The 22,921-nt window shown below is 68.4% G+C and carries 17 protein-coding genes and 5 pseudogenes; 11 read left to right on the top strand and 11 right to left on the bottom strand.

The features are described from left to right. Nucleotides 1-334: 334 nt before the first annotated feature. Both rho and ACIPEK_RS34410 read left to right on the top strand, forming a co-directional pair. Nucleotides 335-1,474: a transcription termination factor Rho gene (rho, locus tag ACIPEK_RS34405; protein ID WP_402004355.1), complete on the top strand. Its 1,140-nt coding sequence runs from the start codon at nucleotides 335-337 to the stop codon at nucleotides 1,472-1,474. Nucleotides 1,475-1,559: 85 nt separating this feature from the next. Next, on the top strand, nucleotides 1,560-2,558 hold the full coding sequence (locus ACIPEK_RS34410) for an aldo/keto reductase family protein (RefSeq protein ID WP_402004358.1): 999 nt from the start codon (nucleotides 1,560-1,562) through the stop codon (nucleotides 2,556-2,558). 146 nt (nucleotides 2,559-2,704) lie between these two features. On the opposite strand, the gene ACIPEK_RS34415 is transcribed toward ACIPEK_RS34410, so the two are convergent. The 7 genes from ACIPEK_RS34415 to ACIPEK_RS34445 all read right to left on the bottom strand — a co-directional run bounded on the left by ACIPEK_RS34415 (nucleotide 2,705) and on the right by ACIPEK_RS34445 (nucleotide 12,502). Further along, nucleotides 2,705-4,066: an NAD(P)/FAD-dependent oxidoreductase gene (locus ACIPEK_RS34415; RefSeq protein WP_383074859.1), complete on the bottom strand. Its 1,362-nt coding sequence runs from the start codon at nucleotides 4,064-4,066 to the stop codon at nucleotides 2,705-2,707. Nucleotides 4,067-4,197: 131 nt separating this feature from the next. After that, nucleotides 4,198-4,539, bottom strand: coding sequence for a hypothetical protein (locus tag ACIPEK_RS34420; RefSeq protein ID WP_402004361.1), 342 nt, complete (start codon nucleotides 4,537-4,539; stop codon nucleotides 4,198-4,200). Between the two features lie 29 nt (nucleotides 4,540-4,568). Continuing rightward, nucleotides 4,569-6,299, bottom strand: a complete 1,731-nt coding sequence (ctaD, locus tag ACIPEK_RS34425; protein ID WP_383074857.1) for a cytochrome c oxidase subunit I — start codon at nucleotides 6,297-6,299, stop codon at nucleotides 4,569-4,571. A gap of 356 nt (nucleotides 6,300-6,655) precedes the next feature. Continuing rightward, nucleotides 6,656-7,393 (bottom strand): glucose 1-dehydrogenase, encoded by a 738-nt coding sequence (locus ACIPEK_RS34430; protein WP_402004364.1) that lies wholly within the window; start codon nucleotides 7,391-7,393, stop codon nucleotides 6,656-6,658. A gap of 213 nt (nucleotides 7,394-7,606) precedes the next feature. After that, nucleotides 7,607-9,829 carry an NADP-dependent isocitrate dehydrogenase gene (locus tag ACIPEK_RS34435; RefSeq protein ID WP_402004367.1) on the bottom strand — a complete coding sequence of 741 codons (2,223 nt, stop codon included), beginning with the start codon at nucleotides 9,827-9,829 and terminating at the stop codon, nucleotides 7,607-7,609. 115 nt (nucleotides 9,830-9,944) lie between these two features. Further along, nucleotides 9,945-10,976, bottom strand: coding sequence for a glutathione S-transferase family protein (locus tag ACIPEK_RS34440; RefSeq protein WP_402004370.1), 1,032 nt, complete (start codon nucleotides 10,974-10,976; stop codon nucleotides 9,945-9,947). A gap of 11 nt (nucleotides 10,977-10,987) precedes the next feature. Then, on the bottom strand, nucleotides 10,988-12,502 hold the full coding sequence (locus tag ACIPEK_RS34445; RefSeq protein ID WP_402004373.1) for an MFS transporter: 1,515 nt from the start codon (nucleotides 12,500-12,502) through the stop codon (nucleotides 10,988-10,990). Nucleotides 12,503-12,660: 158 nt separating this feature from the next. Here ACIPEK_RS34445 and ACIPEK_RS34450 point away from each other — a divergent pair, with 158 nt between their 5' ends. Then, on the top strand, nucleotides 12,661-13,050 hold the full coding sequence (locus ACIPEK_RS34450) for a universal stress protein (RefSeq protein ID WP_402004376.1): 390 nt from the start codon (nucleotides 12,661-12,663) through the stop codon (nucleotides 13,048-13,050). Here the strand turns inward: ACIPEK_RS34450 and ACIPEK_RS34455 are convergent. The 4 genes and pseudogenes from ACIPEK_RS34455 to ACIPEK_RS34470 all read right to left on the bottom strand — a co-directional run. Continuing rightward, nucleotides 13,024-13,251, bottom strand: coding sequence for a hypothetical protein (locus ACIPEK_RS34455; RefSeq protein WP_402004379.1), 228 nt, complete (start codon nucleotides 13,249-13,251; stop codon nucleotides 13,024-13,026). The two genes, ACIPEK_RS34450 and ACIPEK_RS34455, sit on opposite strands and share 27 nt — an antisense overlap. A gap of 31 nt (nucleotides 13,252-13,282) precedes the next feature. Then, a pseudogene (locus tag ACIPEK_RS34460) lies at nucleotides 13,283-13,378 on the bottom strand (ABC transporter permease); the annotation flags it as partial. After that, nucleotides 13,371-14,398: pseudogene (locus tag ACIPEK_RS34465) on the bottom strand (ABC transporter substrate-binding protein); the annotation flags it as partial. The pseudogenes ACIPEK_RS34465 and ACIPEK_RS34460, both read right to left, overlap by 8 nt. A 55-nt stretch (nucleotides 14,399-14,453) precedes the next feature. After that, nucleotides 14,454-15,110, bottom strand: a pseudogene (locus ACIPEK_RS34470) (ABC transporter ATP-binding protein); the annotation flags it as partial. A 284-nt stretch (nucleotides 15,111-15,394) separates the two neighbouring features. Here ACIPEK_RS34470 and ACIPEK_RS34475 point away from each other — a divergent pair. From ACIPEK_RS34475 to ACIPEK_RS34510, 8 genes and pseudogenes are all read left to right on the top strand, one after another. Continuing rightward, nucleotides 15,395-15,565 (top strand): annotated as a pseudogene (locus ACIPEK_RS34475) (IS1380 family transposase); the annotation flags it as partial. A 228-nt stretch (nucleotides 15,566-15,793) separates the two neighbouring features. Then, a pseudogene (gene tal, locus ACIPEK_RS34480) lies at nucleotides 15,794-16,880 on the top strand (transaldolase). After that, nucleotides 16,877-18,115, top strand: a complete 1,239-nt coding sequence (locus tag ACIPEK_RS34485) for an NAD(P)/FAD-dependent oxidoreductase (protein WP_402004382.1) — start codon at nucleotides 16,877-16,879, stop codon at nucleotides 18,113-18,115. Before tal ends, ACIPEK_RS34485 begins: the two are co-directional and overlap by 4 nt. A 333-nt stretch (nucleotides 18,116-18,448) precedes the next feature. Then, on the top strand, nucleotides 18,449-18,886 hold the full coding sequence (locus ACIPEK_RS34490) for an ATP-binding cassette domain-containing protein (protein ID WP_402004423.1): 438 nt from the start codon (nucleotides 18,449-18,451) through the stop codon (nucleotides 18,884-18,886). Nucleotides 18,887-19,283: 397 nt separating this feature from the next. Then, complete coding sequence (locus ACIPEK_RS34495; RefSeq protein WP_383074834.1) at nucleotides 19,284-19,532, top strand: plastocyanin/azurin family copper-binding protein; 249 nt, start codon at nucleotides 19,284-19,286, stop codon at nucleotides 19,530-19,532. After that, on the top strand, nucleotides 19,529-20,479 hold the full coding sequence (locus ACIPEK_RS34500) for a metallophosphoesterase family protein (RefSeq protein ID WP_402004385.1): 951 nt from the start codon (nucleotides 19,529-19,531) through the stop codon (nucleotides 20,477-20,479). Before ACIPEK_RS34495 ends, ACIPEK_RS34500 begins: the two co-directional genes overlap by 4 nt. Then, nucleotides 20,476-20,934: a hypothetical protein gene (locus ACIPEK_RS34505; RefSeq protein ID WP_402004388.1), complete on the top strand. Its 459-nt coding sequence runs from the start codon at nucleotides 20,476-20,478 to the stop codon at nucleotides 20,932-20,934. The genes ACIPEK_RS34500 and ACIPEK_RS34505 overlap by 4 nt, the downstream gene beginning before the upstream one ends. Before the next feature lie 775 nt (nucleotides 20,935-21,709). Then, a complete protein-coding gene (locus ACIPEK_RS34510; RefSeq protein ID WP_402004391.1) occupies nucleotides 21,710-22,921 on the top strand; it encodes a hypothetical protein in 1,212 nt (403 codons plus the stop codon).

The following is a 22,921-nucleotide window of genomic DNA, read 5'->3' on the forward strand; positions in this document are numbered from 1 at the left end:
CGGGCGTACAGCCCGGAGCACCACATCACTGCGCGAGCGCCTAGGCAACCGGTTGTCGCAGCCGTCGCCGCCGACCCGGTGTGCGCGCACCGTGGTACGGTGCAGTTGGTACATGTGTACGCCTCGATTCAAGGCGCCGGTGCCGATTCACTCTCGTAAAGCTGCTGCGCCCGTCCTTCCCGACCGGCGAACCAGCTTTCCCGCACCATTTCTTCCAGTCCGGTACAGGCTCTCCCCGTCCGGGCTTCCCTGCCCGTCGTCCGGGGCGTGATCTCTTCCGCCCCCATACCGGCCGGGCCCCTTCATTCGCCATGTCCGCGAAAGGACCACCCGTATGACCAGCACCCTCGAACACCCCGTTGCTCAGCAGGAATTGCCCGCCGAGGCCGCCGGTGTCCTCGACATCACACACCAGGGGCACGGCACGTTGCGCGTCCGTGGCGACCACCCCTCCCCCGGCGACGTACAGGTCTGCGCCACCCTGATCCGCCGCCACGGCCTGCGCAAGGGCGATGTCGTCGAAGGCTCCTGCGACCGGCCCCGCACCCTGTCCGGCGTCGTACGGGTCAACGGCCGCTCCCCGCAGGCACTGCGCGGCCGGCCCCACTTCCGTGATCTCACCCCGCTCCACCCCCGGCATCGGCTGCGCCTGGAGACACCGTCCGGCAGTCCGGCAACGCGCCTCGTCGACCTGATCTCCCCGATCGGCAAGGGGCAGCGCGGACTCATCGTCGCGCCGCCCAGGACGGGCAAAACGGTGCTGCTGCAACAGGTCGCGGCAGCGGTCGCCGCCAACCACCCCGAGTGCCATCTGATGGTGGTGCTGCTCGACGAACGCCCGGAAGAGGTCACGGACATGCACCGGTCCGTACGGGGCGAGGTACTCGCCTCGACATTCGACCGGCCCGCGAAGGAGCACATCGCGCTCGCCGAACTCGCGGTCGAACGCGCCAAGCGTCTGGTCGAGCAGGGCCAGGACGTCGTCATCCTGCTGGACTCCCTCACCCGGCTGTGCCGCGCCCACAACAACGCGTCAGCCGCAGGCGGACGCACCCTCAGCGGCGGCGTCGATGCGGCCGCCCTGCTCGGCCCCAAGCGGCTCTTCGGTGCCGCACGACTCACCGAGGAGGGCGGCTCCCTCACTATCCTGGCCACCGCGCTGGTGGAGACCGGCTCCCGTGCCGACGACTACTTCTTCGAAGAGCTGAAGAGCACCGGCAACATGGAACTCCGGCTCGACCGCACGCTGGCGGACAGGCGCACCTACCCGGCCGTGAACATCCAGGCCTCCGGCACCCGACGCGATGAACTCCTCGTTCCGGAAGCCGAGTTGCGGGTGGTACGCGGACTGCGGCGCGCGCTGCACTCCCGGGACCCGCAGACGGCGCTCGAAACGCTGCTGGACCGGATCCGGCACACTCCGGGCAACGCGGCATTCCTCCGTACGGTCCACCGCACCCTCCCGGATGCCTGAGCCTGCCCGAGTTGCACCGGACGGCGCAATAGCATGGACCGCCCTTGCATGATCCGTCCCTCACGAGCACAGGGAGAGCAGGAACATGGAATTCCGCCGACTCGGCCGCAGCGGTCTGACCATCAGTGAGATCGCCTACGGAAATTGGCTCACCCACGGCTCCCAGGTGGAGGAGGACTCAGCAGTCGCCTGTATCCGCGCCGCCCTCGACGCCGGGATCACCACCTTCGACACGGCGGACGTCTATGCGGAAACGCGGGCCGAAGCCGTCCTGGGCCGGGCGCTCAAGAACGAACGCCGCGAGGGACTCGAGGTGTTCACCAAGGTCTACTTCCCGACAGGTCCCGGGCACAACGACCGGGGGCTCGGCCGCAAGCACATCATGGAGTCCATCGACAACTCGCTGCGCCGCCTGCAGACGGATTACGTGGACCTGTACCAGGCGCACCGCTACGACCACTCGACCCCGCTGGAAGAGACCATGGAGGCGTTCGCCGACGTCGTCCGCTCCGGGAAGGCTCTCTACATCGGCGTTTCGGAATGGACGGCCGACCAGCTCCGCACCGCACATGGGCTGGCCCGCGAACTACAGGTGCCGCTGATCTCCAACCAGCCGCAGTACTCGGCGCTGTGGCGGGTCATCGAAGGCGAAGTGGTGCCCGCGTCCGAGGAGTTGGGTATCGGTCAGATCGTCTGGTCACCGATCGCGCAGGGCGCCCTCACGGGCAAGTACAAGCCCGGTGCGCCGCTCCCGGCCGGCTCTCGGGCGACGGACGACAAGGGAGGCGCGAGCATGGTCGCCGGCTGGCTCCGTGACGACGTGCTGGAGCGTGTCCAGCGGCTGCGGCCGCTCGCCGACCAGGCCGGCCTGAGTCTTGCCCAGCTCGCGGTCGCCTGGGTGCTGCAGAACTCCAATGTCTCCGCCGCGATCATCGGCGCCTCCCGGCCCGAGCAGGTGACGGAGAACGTCGGGGCGGCTGGTGTGGCACTCGACGCGGAGCTGCTGAAGGGCATCGACGACATCCTGGACCCGGTGGTGGAACGGGACCCCGGGCTGACGGCCGGGCACGAGAGCAACAGCTGATTCGACCGGCCCGCGCGCGTGGGGCAGGGCCGCCGGAACAGCGGCCCTGCCCCACACCTCGGACGGGTGGATGATTGTCTTGACCGGCGCCGAGGCGGATTCTTTTCCGAGCTGTACGCGGATCTTTCCTTCCGAGCTGTACGAGGTCAGGCGCCGGTATGCAGCGAGGCGGTGTGCTCCCGGACCTGCGCCGGTGTGAGGTAGGAGTCCGTGTACTCGAAGTCGCGCAGCTTGGCCGGGTTCCGGGACTGGAAGCCGGTGCGTACGAAGTCGTCGCCCGCGATGGCGTTGAGCATCCAGTTGGTCATGACCCTTGCCTTGGCCACATTGGTCCGCAGCGCCGACCAGTGGTAGCCACGGGCGACGGCCTGCGCGATGATTCCGTGCATTTCGATGCCGACCGGCTTGGAGACCGCGTCCTTGCCGCCGAGATCCACGACAAGGCCGAGATCCTTGTGGACGTACGGCTTCAACGGCTGGTGCCGCAGCGTGGCGATGAGGTTGTCGGCGAGCCTGCGGCCCTGGCGCATGGCGTGCTGCGCGGTGGGCGGGCAGACCGCCCCGTCGCCCTTGCTCAGGTCCGGTACGGCCGCCGCGTCGCCGAGCGCGAAGACGCCGTCGAAGCCCGGCAGTCTCATCTCGGGCGTCACCGCCAGCCGGCCGCGTACGGTCTCCGCGTCGAAGGTGGCGACCAGCGGACTCGCGGTGACCCCCGCCGTCCAGATCAGGGTGCGGCAGGGCACCACCCGGCCGTCGGTGAAGGTCACCCTCTCCGGCCCGGCCTCGGCGACCGAGACGCCGAGCGACACCTCGATGCCACGTGCGCGCAGCACCTCCAGGGCGCTCCGGCCGAGCTTGTCCCCCAGCTCGGGCATCAACTTCGGGGCGATGTCGATGAGATGCCACTTGATCAGTCTCGGGTCGAGCCGTGGGTAGTGCCTGACCGCGTTGGTGGTGACACGCTGCAGGCAGGCAGCCGTCTCGGTGCCCGCGTATCCGCCACCGACCACCACGAACTGCAGGCGTGAAGCCCGCTCGTTCTCGTCGTGGCTGGCGTCCGCGAGATCGAGCTGAGCGATCACGTGGTCACGTACGTACGCCGCCTCGGCCAGCGTCTTCATACCCCGGGCGTTGTCAAGCAGGCCGGGGATGTCGAAGGTACGGGTGACGCTCCCGGGGCTGAGCACGATGTAGTCGTAGGGCTCGTAGACGACCTCGTCGGTGATCTTTCGAATGACGCAGATCTTCGCCTTGGGGTCCACACCGATGGCCCCTCCCGGGACGATCCGGGTGCGGTGCTTGCGACTGCGGCGCAGCGACACCGCGACCGACTGCGGGGTGAGCACACCTGCGGCCACCTGCGGCAGCAGGGGCAGATAGAGCTGGTACGAGAACGGGGCGACGAGCGCGATCTCCGCCTCGCCCGGCATCAGCCCACGCTCCAGACGGCGTACGCACTCCACCCCGGCAAATCCGGCGCCGACAACGAGAATCCTGGGTCGTGCCACAGTGATCGTCCCTTCTCGGGCCTGCACAGTCGTCCGTGCGCCTGCCCGTCGCACGCGCCCGTCATCTCACATCTTTACGAGCCGCAACCGACTTCGCCTGCTGGGGGAGGCGGACGGACGACACCGCCGGGTCAGCGGGCCAGAAGGGTGACTGCCGTGCAGGTACCGCCGACCGCGCCCACGAGCACGACACCGGCGGCCACACAACGTGCCTTGAGCCTGCGGTAGCGCGCCTCGTATTCGCCGCGCAGCCCGGTGGCGCGGGCGGAGACACGGCAGAGCATGACCCGCGACGCGGCGAGGCGGTCCGCGGTGTAGACCCGCTCCACGTCCTCGCGCTGTGCCGTGGTGAGCCAGGGCAGCTCGTCGGTGAAGCGGCCGGCCTGTCGTCGCGCCTCCTCGACCTCGGCGTTCCACAGCAGATAGCCCTCCAGTTGTGCCAGACCGCGGGCACTGTCCTTGTCGGGGTCCACTCGCTCCTCCTCTCCCGGGGCCGCCGTGCTCACGCCTGCCTGTCCCCCGGGGCCCACGTCGTCCCGGTGTCTGGACGGTTGAGGCCTTCGTCGAGGGCGCGCACCGAGGGGTGATGCAGATCGAACGCCGGGGATTCGGAACGGATCCGCGGCAGCGTGAGGAAGTTGTGCCGCGGCGGCGGGCAGGAGGTCGCCCACTCCAGCGAACGGCCGTAGCCCCACGGGTCGTCGACCCCGACGTTCTTTCCGTACTTGGCGGTCTTCCACACGTTGTAGAGGAACGGCAGCATCGACAGGCCGAGCAGGAACGAGGAGATCGTCGAGATCGTGTTCAGCGCGGTGAAACCGTCGACGGCGAGGTAGTCGGCGTAACGACGCGGCATGCCTTCGGCGCCCAGCCAGTGCTGAACCAGGAACGTGCCGTGGAAACCCACGAACAGCGTCCAGAACGTGATCGTGCCGAGCCGCTCGTCCAGCATCTTGCCGGTGAACTTCGGCCACCAGAAGTGGAATCCGGCGAACATCGCGAAGACCACGGTGCCGAAGACGACGTAGTGGAAGTGCGCGACGACGAAGTACGAGTCCGAGACGTGGAAGTCCAAGGGAGGCGACGCCAGGATCACGCCGGTCAGACCACCGAAGAGGAAGGTGACCAGGAAGCCGATCGACCAGAGCATCGGCGTCTCGAAGGACAGCGATCCCTTCCACATCGTGCCGATCCAGTTGAAGAACTTCACACCGGTCGGCACCGCGATGAGGAATGTCATGAACGAGAAGAACGGCAACAGCACACCCCCGGTGACGTACATGTGGTGCGCCCACACGGTGGCCGAGAGCCCCGCGATCGCGATCGTCGCGCTGATCAGACCGATGTAGCCGAAGATCGGCTTGCGGCTGAAGACCGGAATGATCTCGGTGACGATCCCGAAGAACGGCAGAGCGATGATGTACACCTCCGGATGCCCGAAGAACCAGAAGAGGTGCTGCCAGAGCAGGGCGCCACCATTGGCCGGGTCGAAAACGTGTGCACCGAACTTGCGGTCCGCCTCCAGCACCAGCAGGGCCGCCGCGAGGACCGGGAAGGCCAGCAGGACCAGCACAGCGGTCAGCAGGACGTTCCAGACGAAGATCGGCATGCGGAACATCGTCATGCCGGGGGCGCGCAGACAGATGATCGTGGTGATGAAGTTGACCGAACCGAGGATCGTGCCGAAGCCGGAGAAGGCCAGACCCATGATCCACATGTCGCTGCCGATGCCCGGCGAGCGGACCGCGTCGGTCAGCGGGGAATAGGCGAACCAGCCGAAGTCGGCCGCGCCGCTCGGGGTGAGGAAGCCGGCCACCACGATGATCGAGCCGAAGAGGTACAGCCAGTAAGCAAACATGTTCAGCCGCGGGAACGCCACGTCGGGCGCGCCGATCTGCAGCGGCATGATCCAGTTCGTGAATCCGGCGAACAGCGGCGTCGCGAACATCAGCAGCATGATCGTGCCGTGGATCGTGAACGCCTGGTTGAACTGCTCGGGCGAGACGATCTGGATTCCGGGACGGGCCAGCTCGGCGCGCATGACCAGGGCCAGCACACCGCCGACGATGAAGAAGGCGAACGAGGTGACCAGGTACAGCGTGCCGATCGTCTTGTGGTCGGTGGTGGTCAGCCACTTGATGACGACGTTTCCCGGTTCCTTGGCCCGGACCGGAAGCTCGTTCGCGTACGCCTCCTCTTCCTCGGCTGCCCCTGTTGTGCCCGTCGTCGTCACTGGGACGCTCCTTCGATTGTCATTCGCGAGTGGACTGAGCACCCTGCAGGGGCGCCGCCTCCACCGGCCGGCCGACAGGCCGATCCCACGCGCGTCACGCCAGATTCCAGGTGCAGCAAATCAGCCGCGGGGCCACTATGTGCGGCCCTGCGGCCGCCGTCGCGTGACTTTCACTCGTCAGGGCGTCCTGGGGTCCGGGCCTCGGCCCGCTCGCACACGGCCGATGCCGGTGCGGACTTCCGCATCGGTGACGGACGTCTCGGGGCAGCCCGAACTCCCGCACGACCCACCGCTGTTACCGCCGAATCCGGTGAACGCCCGGATCGGTGACCGGTCCCGGGCGACCCGGCTGTCGCTCAGGCCAGCCCGCCCGTCGCGCGCACGTTCTGGCCCGTGATCCACCGACCGTCGCGGCCGGCCAGGAAGGCAACCACATCGGCCACATCGGAGGGTTCGCCCAATCGGCCGAGAGGGGTCATGCCGGCGACTGCCTCGAGCGCCTGCGGCTGGTTGGTTGCGCGCAGCAGATCGGTGTCGGTCGCGCCGGGCGAGACGGTGTTGACCGTGATCCCACGCGCTCCGAGCTCGTGGGCGGCAATGGTGGTGAGTTGCTCGACCGCACCCTTGCTGGCGGCGTACGCAGAGATGCCTGGGCCCGGCCGCACGGTGTTCGCCGTGGAGATGTTCACGATGCGACCGCCGTCGCGCATCCGCCGGGCCGCATGGCGGATCGTCATGAAGACCGCTCTGGTATTGACCGTCATCACCTTGTCGAACACGGCCGGGTCGGTGTCCGCGATGAGGGACGGGGTGAGGCACAGTGCGGCGTTGTTCACCAGGATGTCCAGGCCGCCCAGCTGTGCCTCGGCGGCTTCCATCAGCTGCTCCGGCGCGTCCGGGACCGCGAGATCGAGCCGGATGGCCCAGGCCTTGCCGCCGTTGTCCTGCACCGTGCGGACGACCTCTTCGGCCGCGTCGTCGCTGGTGGCGTAGTTGAAGACCACATGGGCCCCGTCTCGGCACAGGCGCTCGACGATCGCGCGGCCGATGCCCCGCGACCCTCCGGTGACCACAGCGTTCCTGCCTGTCAGCACGGTCTCTCCCCCTCCAGACAGCAGTTGATCCGGGTCATTCGAACCTACCGGCACAGCGGCTCCTTGTACGCGATTGCGCGGAGAACGGTCGGCGCCGACCGAGCGGCTTCGGTGCCGGCTCGGGACACGGAACCGCCCCGGCCGGGCATGGTGCCGGCCGGGGCGGGAGGGGTGAGGGGGCGCCGGGATGCGCCCCCTTCCGCGACTGTCGCGTCAGCCGATGGCGGCGATGGCCTGCGTGAACGTCGCCGACGGGCGCATGACGGCCGAGGCCTTGGCCGGGTCGGGCTGGTAGTAGCCGCCGATGTCGGCCGGCGAGCCCTGCACCGCGATCAGCTCGTCGACGATGATCTGCTCCTGCTCTCCCAGCGTCTTCGCGAGCCCGGCGAACGCCTGCGCGAGCTGCGCGTCGTCGGTCTGCTGCGCCAGCTCCTGGGCCCAGTAGAGGGCCAGGTAGAAGTGGCTGCCGCGGTTGTCGATGCCACCCAGCTTGCGGCTCGGCGACTTGTCCTCGTTGAGGAAGGTGCCGGTCGCGCGGTCGAGGGTGTCCGCGAGGACCTGGGCACGCGAGTTGCCCGTGGTCGTCGCCAGGTGCTCGAAGCTGGCCGCGAGCGCGAAGAACTCACCCAGGCTGTCCCAGCGGAGATAGTTCTCCTTGACGAGCTGCTGGACGTGCTTGGGCGCGGAGCCGCCGGCACCGGTCTCGAACAGTCCGCCGCCGTTCATGAGCGGGACGACGGAGAGCATCTTCGCGCTCGTGCCCAGCTCAAGGATCGGGAACAGGTCGGTCAGATAGTCACGCAGCACATTGCCCGTGACCGAGATGGTGTCCTCGCCGCGGCGGATGCGCTCCAGCGAGAACGCGGTCGCCTTCACCGGCGACATGATCTCGATCTGCAGGCCGTCGGTGTCGTGGTCGGCGAGGTACGTCTTGACCTTGGCGATCAGCTGCGCGTCGTGGGCGCGGTCCTCGTCGAGCCAGAACACGGCCGGGACGCCGGTGGCGCGGGCGCGGGTGACGGCGAGCTTTACCCAGTCCTGGATCGGCAGGTCCTTGGCCTGGCACATGCGGAAGATGTCGCCCGCGCCCACGACCTGCTCCAGCACGACATTGCCGCTGCCGTCGACAACCCGCACCGTACCGGTGGTGGGGATCTCGAAGGTCTTGTCGTGGCTGCCGTACTCCTCGGCCTTCTGCGCCATCAGGCCGACGTTCGGCACCGAGCCCATCGTCGACGGGTCGAAGGCGCCGTGGGCGCGGCAGTCGTCGATGACGACCTGGTAGACACCCGCGTAGCTGCTGTCGGGGAGCACCGCGAGGGTGTCGGCCTCCTTGCCGTCCGGGCCCCACATGTGACCGGAGGTGCGGATCATGGCCGGCATGGAGGCGTCGACGATGACATCGCTCGGTACGTGCAGGTTGGTGATGCCCTTGTCGGAGTCGACCATGGCCAGCGCGGGGCCTTCGGCGAGCTCGGCCTCGAAGGATGCCTTGACCTCCGCGCCCACGTGCGGCACCGAGTCCAGGCCCTTGAGGATGCCGTCGAGGCCGTCGTTCGGGGAGAGACCGGCCGCGGCGAGCACCTGGCCGTACTTGGCAAAGGTGTTCGGGAAGAAGGCACGGACCACGTGGCCGAAGATGATGGGGTCGGAGACCTTCATCATGGTGGCCTTGAGGTGGACGGAGAACAGCACGCCCTCGGCCTTGGCGCGGGCGACCTGCGCGGTGAAGAACTCGCGCAGGGCCGCGACTCGCATGACCGCCACATCGACGACCTCGCCGGCGAGCACCGGCACCGACTCACGCAGAACGGTGGTGCTGCCGTCGTCGCCCGCGAGCTCGATGCGCAGCGAACCGGCCTCGGCGATGACCGTGGACTTCTCGGTGGAGCGGAAGTCGTCGACGCCCATGGTGGCGACGTTCGTCTTCGAGTCGGCCGACCATGCGCCCATCCGGTGCGGGTGCGCCTTGGCGTAGTTCTTGACCGAGGCGGGGGCACGGCGGTCGGAGTTGCCCTCGCGCAGCACGGGGTTCACCGCGCTGCCCTTGACCTTGTCGTAGCGCGCGCGGACGTCCTTGTCCTCATCGGTCTGCGGGTCGTCCGGGTAGTCCGGAAGTGCGTAGCCCTGTGCCTGCAGCTCGGCAATGGCGGCCTTCAGCTGCGGGATCGAAGCCGAGATGTTCGGCAGCTTGATGATGTTGGCCTCGGGCGTCCTGGCCAGCGCGCCGAGCTCGGCGAGCGCGTCGTCGATGCGCTGGGCCTCCTCCAGGCGCTCGGGGAAGCTGGCGATGATGCGCCCGGCCAGCGAGATGTCACGGCTCTCGACATTGACCCCGGCCGTCGAGGCGTAGGCCTGGACCACGGGCAAGAACGAATACGTCGCCAGGGCCGGGGCCTCGTCGGTGTGTGTATAGATGATGGTCGAGTCAGTCACCCTGTGCTCCGCTCCACGTCTGCAACATTGCTTGACATCAAGATATCTCGTGATCGCTGCCGACTCGACAGGGCCCCGCCCCCTGCTTCGGCGGGAGCCATCACGGGTGCCGGGTTCAGGGACGCCCCGACGGCGGGACTTCCTCCCCGGACGGCACCGGACCGGGCGGGGTGCCGTCGCCGAACGGGCGTCCGCCCAGCTCTTCCCGGTGGTGCGGGGTCAGCCAGCCCGACAGATCGGGACCGACGGGCACGATGCCGGTGGGGTTGATGCCTGTGTGGACCCGGTAGTAGTGCTGCTTGATGTGGTGGAAATCGACCGTGTCGCCGAAACCGGGGGTCTGGTACAGGTCTCTGGCGTACGCCCACAGGACGCGGTCCTCGGCCAGCTTCGAACGGTTGCACTTGAAGTGTCCGTGGTAGACGGCGTCGAAGCGCACCAGCGTGGTGAACAGCCTGATGTCGGCTTCGGTGAGGGATTCGCCGACGAGATAGCGCCGGTCCGCGAGACGCTCGGACACCAGGTCCAGGCGGCCGAACACATCCTGGTAGGCGGCCTCGTATTCGGACTGCTGCGCCGCGAAGCCCGCGCGGTACACGCCGTTGTTGACATCGCGGTAGATGCCCTGCATGACCGCGTCGATCTCGTCACGCAGGGCCTCGGGATACAGGTCGGGGGCGCCCTGCCGGTGCAGCGCGGTCCACTCGGTCGCGAAGTCCAGCGTGATCTGCTGGAAGTCGTTGGTGACGAGCCTGCCGCTCGGTACGTCGACGATCGCGGGCACGCTGACCCCGCCGGGGTAGTCCCGCTCCCGCGCGTTGTACGCCTCACTCAGGTACCGGATGCCGAGCACCGGGTCGCTGCCGCCCTCGTCCAGGGTGAAGCGCCAGCTGCGGTCGTCCTGGATCGGGTCGGCGACGGCCAGCGAGAGGGCGCTCTCCAGCCCGAGGAGCCGCCGGGAGACCAGGGAACGGCTCGCCCACGGGCAGGCCCGGCTGACGACCAGCCGGTAGCGGCCGGCCTCGACGGGCCAGCCGTCCCGGCCGTCGGCGGTGATGCGGTCGGCGAAATGGCTCCTGGACCGTTTGAAGGCCTTGTGCCCGTACGCCGCGTTGCTGTCGGTCCCCGCGCTGGTGGTCGCGCTCATCTCGCTCTCCTTCATGGCGTTCTCCCCATGGACGGACTGCGGACGGACCGGTGCGTACGACTCCTGCTGCGGCGCTCCCCGCGCACATCTGCCAGCCCGATGAGCAGAGCGGCCAGGACGAAGGCGACCGCGACGACGAGCCCGTGGTCGTACGCGATGGCCCATCCGTCGCCGCCCAGTCGGGCGAAGAACATCGAGCCGACCGCGGCGATCCCGATCGCCGACCCGACGCGCTGGCCGGTCTGGAGGGTTCCGCCGGCGCTTCCCGCCCTGGCCACCGGCACCCGGGAGAGGGTCAGTGTCTGGTTCGGGGCGATGACCAGGCCGCTGCCCAGACCGGCCAGGAGCAGTGGGGCCACCATCGCCCACCCCGCGCCTCGCCCGGGCACCAGATGCACTGCGAGCGCGGTGGCCGCCAGCCCCACGGCCACCGTGGTCAGACCGGTCACGACGAGGGGGCGCCCGAATCGGCCGACCATTCGGCCGCCGGGGCTCGCCGCGACGGCCGCGCCCAGTGCGAAGGGTGTGATGGCGAGTCCCGCCTGCAGGGCGGAGTAGTGCAGTCCGCTCTGCAGGTAGAGCGTGGTGATGAAGAAGATCGAGGTGAATCCGGCGAAGTACATCAGGCTCAGCAGACAGCCCAGCCAGTAGGAGCGGACCCGGAAGAGCGACAGGTCGACGACCGGTTGCGTGCCACGTCTGCCGCATCGGGATTCCCAGCCGACAAAGACGACGAGCAGCGCCACGGCCACCACGATCAGCAGCCATTTGCGGTTGCCGGGCCACTGCTGCGACTGTACGAAGGGCAGCAGCAGAGCCAGTACACCCGTGCCGAGCAGCAGCACGCCGAGGGGGTCGAGGTCACGCAGGCGCACCCGGCCGGCCGAGGGGGTGTCCGGGAGCAGGCGCCGGGCAAGCAGAAGGCAGACGGCGCCGAGCGGCAGATTGACGTAGAACACCCAGCGCCAGCCTTCCTCGGCCCCGGCCGCCTGGATCAGCAGGCCACCGGCGAGCGGGCCGACCGCGGTGGAGATGGCGACTACGGTGCCGAACATGCCGAAGGCCCGGCCGCGCTCCTGGCCGGAGAACATCTGCTGGATCAACGCGGAGATCTGTGGCGAGATCAGGCCGCCGGCGAGGCCCTGTACCAGACGGGCGACCACCAGCCAGAGGCTGGACTGAGCGGCTCCGCAGGCCGCTGATGCCAGGGTGAACAGGGCGAGCCCGGCCATGAACACCACACGGCGTCCCCGCGCGTCACCGAGCCGTCCCGCGGGGATCAGGAACAGGCCGAAGGCGAGCGAGTAGCCGGAGAGGACCCATTGCAGGTCGGACTCCGGGGTGTGGAGCCCATTCCGGATCGACGGCAGGGCGACATTGACGATGGATACGTCCAGCAGGGTCATGAACCCCGCGATCAGACACACCGCGAGCGCCTGCCACCGGCGCGGGTCGGGGGTGCCGGGGCCGGGGGCAGAGTGAGCATCCCACCCCGCAGCGCCCCAGTGAGCTGCACTCTCTGCCATGGTTCGCACACTAGGACCACGGGCCCCGATACTCATCCCGGCAGGGCCGCGACGGCGGTTTTCCGGCATCCGTTTCAGTGGACGGGAGGCACCGGTACTCGTCAGCCGCGTGGCATCCGCACCGGAGCCGTGCTCACACCGCGGCGCCGGCTGTCGCTGTGCCTGCGCAGATTCTCGATCTGCTGGACGAGGCGGTCCACGCGGTCGGCGAGGTCGCGGCGGTCCTCCGAGTGGGGGCGCACGTCGGCGAGCGGCCCGATGAGGCGGGCAGGGGCGTTGTCGCCGAGGGCGATGCGGCCGCCGACCGCCTGGGTCGACCCGCTGTGCGCCTGCAGGCCCACGGCCGCGCCGAAGAGGAGGTCGTCCGCGCCGCCGAGGGCGCCGGCCTGCTCATCTGCGCCCGCGACGGCGACCGGCACCGTCCGGGGCCCCGCAGCCTGGGCCCTGCGACGCGCTTCGTCGTCGACCACGCTCCTTGCCCGGTCCTGTTGGTCTGGCCGCAACCGCCGCCCGGCGTCGGCTCACTGCCACCGCAGCCGCACCCTTGACTGCTCGGCCGTCCAGTGGTCAGCCCGCGAGCCCTCGTCGGCTGTTGAGGGCTTCACCGAGTAGTCGCGTTCACATGCCCATTCAGGCTCGTCGAGGACTCCGGGGCCGCGACCGGCGAGCGGAGGGAACAGCTGCCCGTGCCGACGCAGGGCGTCGAAGTCGGTGGAGTCGGTGTCGCCGACCGTCGTCAACGACAGCATGCGGGAACCTGCGATCCCCTGACCCCACCGGTCAGATGCGGCTGCCGGAGGCGGTGTCCGACGACAGCCGCTGGACGAGGTAGATCGGTATGACGGACAGCAGGACGAGGACGGCCGCGACAGGCCTTCGCGTTGGACGGTGCCTCACCGAAGTACTCGGCGACCTGGGCGTTCACCTTCGGCGAGATGATCCAATTCATCCAGTCGTAGGCGCAGTTGGGGTGCTTGGCCTTGGCGGAGATCATCCATGTGTCGGACCATCCGGTGGCACCCTCCTTGGGGAGAACGGCCTCGACCGGGACCTTCTCGGCCTGGGCGGTGTTCAGGATCACCTGCCAGCTGGTACCGATCACCGAGTCGCCGCTCTTGAAGGCGGAGACCTCCTTCAGGTAGTCGCTCCAGTACTCACCGACGTTGGCGTTCTGCTCCTTGAGCAGGTCGACGGCGGCGTCGAACTGCTTCTGGTCCAGGGCGTACGGGTCCTTGATGCCGAGGGACGGCTCGGTCTTCATCAGATACAGGGCGGCGTCCGCGAGGTAGATCGGCGAGTCGTACGCCGTGACCTTCCCCTTGTACGCCGAGGACTTGTCGAAGACCACGGACCAGGAGTCGGGCGCAGGGGAGACCTTCTTCGTGTTGTACATCAGCAAATTGGCGCCGCGGCCGTGCGGGATGCCGTAGGAGACGCCCTTGACCGAGTTTCACTGCTGGCCCTCAGCCCGGAGAAGACGTCCTTGTAGTTGGGCACCAACTCGGTGTTGACGGGTGCGGCATCACCGGAGGCGATCAGCCGCAGCGCCGCGTCACCGGAGGCGGAGACCGCGTCGTACTGACCGGTCTTCATCAGGCTCACCATCTCGTCGGAGGTGCCCGCGGTCTTGGTGTTGACCTGACAGCCGGTCCGCCTCTCGAAGTCGGTGACCCAGTCGGCCTTCGGGTCGTTGGAGCCGTCCTCGGCGTATCCGGCCCACGCGTTCAGGTTCACCTGGCCCTCCGCCTTGCCGAGGGCCTTCTGCGCGGCGAGCTTGGGCGGGGTGAAGTCGCTGCCGCCGGGCGACGTAGCAGCGGTGTTCGAGGAACCGCAGGCGGTGGCGAGGAGCAGGGCGCCGAGCGCGGCCGCTGCTCGGGACGTTCGGTTCAGACGCACAGGGATCTCCACGGGAGAGGGAAGGTGCGGGGACGGATCGTGCGGGTGTGTGCGCTCACCGGGCCTCAGGGACCTGGAAGTTGTGCCTTTGGTGCCACTGGAGCGTGACCCGGGAGCCACGGAAGGCGGCGACGTCCTCGGAGGAGGTCTCCAGGTTCTGCTGGAGCGCGGTGAGCCGGCCGCCTGCGTCGAGGTCCACCAGGAAACGGGTGGCGTCCCCCAGGTAGACGACCTCCGCGACGGTGCCGGTGGCAGTGGAGTGCTGCGGCTCGTCGGCGATGGCGGACTCCCCCAGCACGCGGATCTTCTCCGGCCGGATGCTGTACGTTCCCCGGTCGCCCACGACCTGCTCCGCGGCGTCGTCGGTCAGCAGGTTCGACGTACCGACGAAGCCCGCGACGAACGGGGTGGCGGGACATTCGTATATCTGGGCCGGGGTGCCGATCTGTTCGACGCGGCCCTGGTTGAAGACCGCGATCCGGTCGCTCATCGTCAGCGCTTCCTCCTGGTCGTGCGTGACGAAGACGAAGGTGATGCCGACCTCGCGCTGGATCGCCTTGAGTTCCACCTGCATCTGCTCGCGCAGCTTGAGATCGAGGGCGCCCAGCGGCTCGTCGAGCAGCAGCACCTTCGGACGGCCGACCAGGGCGCGGGCCAGTGCCACGCGCTGGCGCTGGCCTCCGGAGAGCTGGGACGGGCGACGCGTGCCGAAGTCCCCCGCCACCTGGTCGGATCACTCACCAAGGCCCCGGACTTCGCGGCGGTACTGGCAGGACCGGCAGGCGGCGCCGAACACTACGGGCTGCAACTGCGGCCCTGCGACGATGTCCCCCTTCTCCTGGCGACGGCGCAAACCCCGGCAAAACACCCCTGAGCCCCGTTCTGCCGGAGGCCGCGGATGCGTGCTCCGGCCCGGGGTCGAGTGGCCTGCGGGCCGGGGGCCCGGCGTCCGTCCCCCTTGCTGCCGGGGCCCGTTCTTCGGGTACGTACCGACTGCTGGCCCCGGCGCACTCCGAGAAGGAGGACGCCGCCGCGACCTGGAAGAAGACGTTCGGCCATCACCCGCTCTTCGCGTTCGTCGACCACGGCCGCGAGGGGACCGGGGAGCCGGTAGCGGGCCTGCTGCCGCTGGGCAAGGCAGGCAGCAACACCGCCGCCGACCACATCGAATCACGCGCTCAGCGCGCATCGTCGCCCAGCTCCGCCGTCCACGACCGACCGACTTTCGCGGCTCTCCCCTGGTGGGTCCACGTCCGATGGGTGTCTGTTCGGCTACCCGGTGCAAATGCGCCGTAGGAGGCCGGCAGGTTCGACGTGCGCCGCCCCGCCGGATGGGTGAGCCTTGACCCAAGGAGCCTTTCGCGTCTCGACCGTGCCCGGGTAAGGAGGCACATGGTGTCCGACACTCTCGCCCGGCTCTCCGCGTCCGGGGTGTCGATCCGGTTGGACGCCCTGAGCCGACAGCGACTGGTGGACGGCAGCCTGGGCAGGCTCGTCTCGTACCGGAACGTCGTCGGCGTCACCACCCACCCGACGATCGTCGCAAGGGGCATCGAAACCAGCGACTGCTATGGCGTCCAGATCGCCGGCCTTTCGTTGCGCCAGGTCGGGGTGGAGGAGTTGCTGCGCGCGCTGACCACGTTCGATGTCCGCTGGGCCTGTGATGTGCTGCGACCGCTGTACGAGGCCAACGGGGGCGTGAACGGGCGGGTCTCGATCGGGGTGGACCCGCAGCTGGCACATGACACCGCGCGCACCATCGCCGAGGCCCGGGCGCTGTGGTGGCTGGTGGACCGGCCCAAGCTGTTCGTCAAGTTCCCCGCGGTGAAGCAGGGCCTGGAAGCGATCAGCGGATGTCTGGCCGAAGGCCTCGGCATCAACGTCACCCTGCTGTTCTCCCTGGACCGCTACGGCGCGGTGGCGGAGGCGTTCCTGACGGGGATGCAACGCGCGCAGGACGCCGGGCGCGACCTGTCCAGGATCGCTTCGGTGGCGTCGTTCTTCGCCTCGCGGGTGGATACCGGGATCGACCGGCGGCTTGACCGGTCGGGCGGCGTCCGGCCCGCCGCGCTGCACGGGCGCACGGCCATAGCCATTGCCGACGCCCGCATCGCGTACGAGCACTACGAACGCATGCTCGCCACCGAGCGGTGGAAGAAGCGGCTGGAGCGGGCCGGCGCCGGGCCACAGCGGCTGTTGTGGGCGTCCACGGGTGAAGGACCCGGCATACGGCGCCACGCGGTACGTCGTGGACCTGGTCGTCCCGGGCGTGGTCGGCACCATGCCGGAGGCGAAACCGAACGCTGCCGCCGAGCACCGCGCGCTTCCGGTTGGCGGTATCCGCGACACCTCATGGCGAAGCGCAGGCGTGGAGAAGTTCGACGCCGGCTGGAATGAGTTGATTGAGAAACTCGCGGTCAGCCCGCACGAATCCGACAGCGGCCGGCCCCACGGCACAGACCGCAGCAAGGAGAAGGTGTGATGGCGCAATCCACGTTCGTGATCGTCGGGGCGAGTCTGGCCGGAGCCAAGGCCGCTGAAGCGCTACGCGGGAACGGCTTCGACGGCCGGATCCTGCTCATCGGGGACGATCCGGACCCACCGTATGAGCGTCCGCCGCTGTCCAAGGGCTACCTCATGGGCAAGCAAGACCGCGAAACGATCTTCGTCCACCCGTCGCAGTGGTATGCCGATCAGGGCATCGATCTGCGGCTGAACACCACCGTCACGGCCATAGACCGTGATCGGAAGGCGGTCACCGTCTCCGGTGGCAAGACGATCGGCTACGACAAGCTGCTGCTGGTCACCGGCGCCTCCCCGCACCGCCTGGCCGGCGTACCGGGTGCGGACCTCGACAGCGTGCTCTACCTGCGCCGCGTCGGCGACTGCGAGCGCATCCAGCGCACCTTCCGCTCCGCGTCCCGCATCGTCCTCGTCGGCGGGGGCTGGATCGGCCTGGAGGTGGCCGCCGCTGCACGGGAAGCAGGCGTCGAGGCCACCGTGCTGGTAGCAGGCGAACTGCCACTGCTGCGCGTCCTGGGCCCGCAGATCGCGCCCGTCTTCGCCGACCTCCACCGTGAGCACGACGTGGACCTGCGGCTCGGTGCGCGGGTCACCGAGATCGTCGGCGAGAGCGAGAAGGCCGCGGGCGTTCGGTTGGCCGACGGCACCCGCATTGACGCGGACGCGGTCGTGGTCGGCATCGGCGCCACTCCCAACACCCAACTGGCCGCCGAATCCGGTCTGCAGGTCAACAACGGCGTCGTGGTCGACGCCTCCCTGCGGACCTCCGACCCGGACATCTATGCGGCCGGCGATGTGGCCAACGCCCTTCACCCGATGCTGGGCAAGCACATCCGCGTGGAGCACTGGGCCAACGCCCTTCACCAGCCCGGGACGGCCGCGCGGTCGATGCTGGGCGAGCCCGCGTTCTACGACCGCGTCCCGTACTTCTTCACCGACCAGTACGACCTGGGCATGGAGTACGCGGGCTACGCCGAGCCCGGTAGTTACGAGGACGTGGTGGTGCGCGGCGATCTCGCAAGCCGGGAGTTCATCGCCTTCTGGCTGGCCGACGGTCGCGTGCTGGCCGGCATGAACGTCAACATCTGGGACGTCAACGACGCGATCCAGCACCTGGTCCGCTCCGGCGAGCAGATCGACCGGGACAGGCTCGCCGACCCGGATTTGCCGCTGGAACAGCTGACTGCCGGGTGACGTACGGCCGCGGGCCGCTTCACGGGCCCGTCGGGCGCCGCCCACAGGGATGGGCAGGCCGGCGATGCCCCAGCAAGGCTGAGTCCCCTGTTTCCTGCCCTCGTGCTCCGGCCGGTCGCGGCGCTTCAGCCAGCTCCGCATGGGTCAGGTCCGACGGATACCGGCGTTGCCGATACGGGCGGTTGCCCGCGTTCCCCCGGCGACATCGTCGCAGCCGCGAAGGGCTCCGGCGAGCGCATCCTGGGCATCCTCGACGAGCCTCGCAGCCCGGCGCGGAGCGAGGCCGGGCTGCCCGTTCGAGCGGTCGGCCGGATCGACTTCCGGTGCGTCTTGATGGCCTACGGGTCCCGGCCCGCGCCGGGCGGCCTGGACCTGACCGTCCTGCCCTGCGAACGGGTCGCGCTGACCGGCCCGAACGGCGCCGGCAAGTCCACCTCACTCGCTCTGGTTGCGGTCCTGTATCCGCCCACCCTCGGTTCGGCGGCGATCGGCGGCCGTGCGAGCACCGAGCTCCCGGAGCTCGGACCGACAGGCGATCGCGGCTCCGGCGCGCATGACGCCACCGGTACGGGCGTCGGCCGACGGTGCAGCAAGCCTTTGGCTGGGTCGAAGTGCAGTGTTTGTCCGCCTTCGCCTGCGGTCCCGTACGGACACCGCAGAAACTCCCCTGGCTCCAGGCGTACTGCTACCCGCCGCCACAGTGAAACAACGAAGACTTCGCTGTGGATTCGTTTCGCTGAATGGAATCCACCACCTGCTCACCTAACGTAACCATCGGGTTACGCCCCTTCAATACCCCCGGGGCGTGATCCTGTCGCCTATCTGCCTGAAACAGACCGATCCCGGATCGGTCTTGGATCACACCCGCCCGTGCGGCGGGGAACGCGTAGAAGGAACGATGACCATGAATGCGAACTCCTCTGTGCTGGTCCGGCGGTCGCGCACGTGCCTGGCCGCTGTCGCCGTTGCCGGAGCACTGGGACTGCTCAGTGCGTGCGGCGGATCGTCACAGCCCAAACCAGCGGGCGCACTGAGTCCCGGCACTGGCCAGACTCTGCCTGGAACGCCCGGTGTCTCCGGAACGGGCGGTACGGTCACCCCACCACCAAGCACTCCCTCGACCTCACCTACCGCCGGCCAATCGTCCGCTCCGGCGGCCGCCAACGCGGTGACGATCAAGAACTTTGCGTTCTCCCCGGCGAAACTGACGGTCAAGGCGGGCACGAAGGTGACCTGGACCAACACCGACCCCGACACTCACACCGTCACCAGCAAACAAGGATCGGGCGGGCCGCTGAAGTCGGCAGGCCTGGCCACCAACGCCACCTACAGCTACACCTTCACCAAACCCGGCACCTACGCCTACTACTGCTCCATCCACCCGTTCATGACCGCCACGGTGGAGGTGACCCCATGACCGAACCCACACACGACTCCAACGGCGACGGCGAGCACGGCATGTCCCGCCGTCAGCTCATGCGGCACTCCGCCTGGTTCGGTGGCGCCGTCATCCTGACAGTCACCGGGGGAGAGGTGATCAGCCATATCCCCGGTTCTACGGACCCCACCCCGGCGGGCAGCGCAGACCTGCGATTCGTGCAGGTCTCCGACAGCCACATCGGCTTCCATGGCCCGCCCAACATGAATGTCACCGGAACGTTCACCGCAGCGCTCAACCAGGTCAACTCACTCGGATTCCGCCCCGACTTCGTCATGCACAGCGGCGACCTGACACACCTTTCCACCCCCGCCCAATTCGACCAGGTCAAGCAGATGCTGTCGCAGCTGCGCACGGACCGGATCTTCACCGTGCCGGGTGAGCACGACTCGATCGGAGACAACGGACGCGCATACCGACAAACCTTCGCCAAAAACACCCTCGGCGACGGCTGGTACAGCTTCGACACCCATGGTGTGCACTTCATCGCGCTGGTCAACACTCTGCACCTTGAGCGACTCGGCCACCTGGGCAGCGATCAGATCGACTTCGTCCGCAAGGACATCGCCGGCCTGTCGTCGGACACCCCAATCGTCGTCTTCAGTCACATCCCGTTGTTCGCGATGTATCCGAAGTGGGGCTGGGGCACCGACGATGCGGTGAAGGTGCTGTCGATGCTGCGCCGTTTCTCCTCAGTCACGTGCCTCAACGGGCACGTCCACCAGCTGTTCACCAAGACCGAGGGCAACATCACCTTCCACTCGGCCGCCCCCACCTGCTACCCGTTTCCCAAACCCGGCCACGGCCCCGGCCCCATTCCGCAGGTGCTGCCCGCCGGACGCCTCAAGGACGCACTCGGCATCCGTACCGTCAACTACCGGCAGGGCAGCCACGCACTGGCGGTCAAGGACGAGAAACTCACATGAACACCCGGAGCCTGCCCGCCCTCGCACTGCGCTTGGTGCTCGCCGCCACGCTCGCGGCAAGCGGATACATCCACGCCCAGCTCTACATCGACGGATACCGCTACATCCACGTCATCGGCCCGTTGTTCCTGCTGCAGGCCGCCGCCGCCTTCGCAGTTGCCGCACTTCTCCTGTTGGCGGCACCCCTGCTACTCCGGATCGCCGCCGCCGCAGTCGCCATTGGCGCGCTCGCCGGGTTCGCCACATCCCGCACCATCGGATTGTTCGGGTTCACCGAACGCGGCCTGCAGCCCGCCCCGCAGGCCCTGCTCAGCCTCATCGCCGAGACGCTCACCCTGCTGACTGTCGTGGTCTGGCAGGCATCCGAGGTCCGGCGACACCGTCGCACCCGGCCACACCACGACGAGACCGGCCGAGTGCGGCCCGACCTCCGCACCACGGCACCGGACAGATGAACCAGACACCGACGCGCCCCCCACGCAGCGGACACCACCCGGCGCGGCGGCCCACCCGCCGGCCGACAAGTGGCAGGCTGGCTATCGAAGAGGGACGATGGACGCGGAGCGTGCGCTCCATGCGCTGGCCGCGTGTCCGCGCGAACGGTAAAATTTTTCAGCAAGCGCACCTGGCTGATGACTGGGCTCGAATTTCTTGCACGGGCCACGGGATCCGCGCAGTCTTGGGTTGACGTGTTTTTTTACCCTGAGACGCGCCCTGACAGTTCGCGACGCCGGCACAATAGGTGGTCACGAGCGAGGACCGATGCGCGATCGACCGTGCGTTTCGGTCTAAAACCAGAGCGGTATCGGGGTTTTGTTTTCGAGCGACGGACGGACACGTCGATCCCAGGGCACCCCTCGAGGATTGAGTGTCATCTGCCGCACTTCGCCACTCCACCTGTAGGAATATCCCGAACATTTCGATCAGAAATGGGGCCTGCGCATGGGATGGCTCACCTTCGGTTACTTCATATCGTATGTTCCGTACGCCATGCTGGTGAAGGCACTGGCCAGCGGGGTGACTCCGCTGTCGGGGAAGCCGGTCAGCGGCTTTGAGTTGCTGCCCGCAGCCGTCCTCGGACAGCTCGTGGTGATGCCTGTGTTCGTAGCCCTGTCGGGTTGGTCGCGGCACATGCGGCGGGGTGAGATCGGGGGGCGTCGGATTCCAGTGGCGGGTCGGGAGACGTTGGCAGCCGGCTTTTTCGCTTCGCTCATTATCGGCACTACCACGATGAACTACACCTTTTCCGGCGTCTCGATCCTCTTCATGCTGTTGTTGATGCGCGGGGGAGTTCTGGTTGTTTCCCCGTTGGTCGACAAGGCGCGCAAACGGCGGGTGACGGCATCTTCCTGGGTGGGGTTGTGCCTCAGCCTGATCGCGGTTTCAGTGGCACTCGGTGATGTGAACAGCTACCACCTCACGCTGGCTGCCGTGCTGAGCGTCCTGATCTATCTCGTCGGCTACATGGGCCGGTTCGAAATCATGAGCCGGGTGGCCAAGTCGGGGGTTCTCGCAACAGACCGCCGCTTCTTCGTGGAGGAGCATGTCGCCGCACCGGTTTGGCTGGCCCTGCTGCTGGCGGCAGGGGCACTAGCCGGGCAAGCGCAGTTGCGTGCGGGCTTCACCACATTCCTCGGTACCCCTGTCGCGTTGGCGGCGGCGGGCATAGGCGTGGCATACGAGGTGCTGTTCGTCTTCGCTTCGCTGATCTACCTCGACCGGCGCGAGTACACCTGGGGCGTGCCGGCATGGGCGTTCGCCAGCCTGATGTCCGGTCTGGTCGCCTCCTTCTCGCTGGCGTGGGTGGCCGGGCTCCAAGCTCCGGGGGAAGCTCAGCTCCTCGCGCTCGTCTTCGGCGTCGGCGCGGCGGCGGCGCTGTCCTACCCGTCGGCCGTCACCTGGTGGCGGGTACGCGCCACCGGGGCGGTGTGCCGCGTGCTGTTCGTCTGCGGCGGGAACACCTCCCGTTCGCCGATGGCCGAGGTCATCGCGTGGGCCCAGGCCGCGGAGGCGGGAGTCGCGTACGCCTTCCGGTTCTCCAGCGCGGGTGTTGCGACGAAGCGGCCTGGGGCCCCGATGGCTCCCGAAGCCAGGTCCGCGCTCGCTGAGCTCGGACTGGACCGAGTGCCGGGCCGGAGGAATCCCGGGCTTCACCGAGCACGCCCGGTCACTCCTGAGCTCTGCCGGGACAGCTCCGTCATCTACTGCATGACCCGGGCCCATCGCCACGGGGTGATCGCCATGGCACCCGAGGCCGAGGGCCGCACCCTGTGTCTGGATCCGCGCTGTGACATCCCCAATCCGGAGGGGCAGTCCTCGGACGTGTACGGCCGGTGCGCCCGGCACATCCAGCGGTCCGTCCGCGTCCGCCTGGGGGAACTCCTTCGCTCCGACCTTCTCGCGGCGCACCGTCGAGCCGCAACACCCGGTTGTGGCAGGTGA

This window comes from Streptomyces sp. NPDC088246 (assembly GCF_044741025.1).
GTDB lineage: Bacteria > Actinomycetota > Actinomycetes > Streptomycetales > Streptomycetaceae > Streptomyces.

Bases quoted from the DNA above. Each gene is read 5' to 3' on its own strand.
- ACIPEK_RS34455 (WP_402004379.1), bottom strand. From the start codon at position 13,251: ATGCTGTCGTTGACGACGGTCGGCGACACCGACTCCACCGACTTCGAC.
- ACIPEK_RS34410 (WP_402004358.1), top strand. From the start codon at position 1,560: ATGGAATTCCGCCGACTCGGCCGCAGCGGTCTGACCATCAGTGAGATC.
- ACIPEK_RS34505 (WP_402004388.1), top strand. From the start codon at position 20,476: ATGAACACCCGGAGCCTGCCCGCCCTCGCACTGCGCTTGGTGCTCGCC.
- ACIPEK_RS34440 (WP_402004370.1), bottom strand. From the start codon at position 10,976: ATGAGCGCGACCACCAGCGCGGGGACCGACAGCAACGCGGCGTACGGG.
- ACIPEK_RS34500 (WP_402004385.1), top strand. From the start codon at position 19,529: ATGACCGAACCCACACACGACTCCAACGGCGACGGCGAGCACGGCATG.
- ACIPEK_RS34490 (WP_402004423.1), top strand. From the start codon at position 18,449: ATGGCCTACGGGTCCCGGCCCGCGCCGGGCGGCCTGGACCTGACCGTC.
- rho (WP_402004355.1), top strand. From the start codon at position 335: ATGACCAGCACCCTCGAACACCCCGTTGCTCAGCAGGAATTGCCCGCC.
- ACIPEK_RS34510 (WP_402004391.1), top strand. From the start codon at position 21,710: ATGAACTACACCTTTTCCGGCGTCTCGATCCTCTTCATGCTGTTGTTG.
- ACIPEK_RS34445 (WP_402004373.1), bottom strand. From the start codon at position 12,502: ATGGCAGAGAGTGCAGCTCACTGGGGCGCTGCGGGGTGGGATGCTCAC.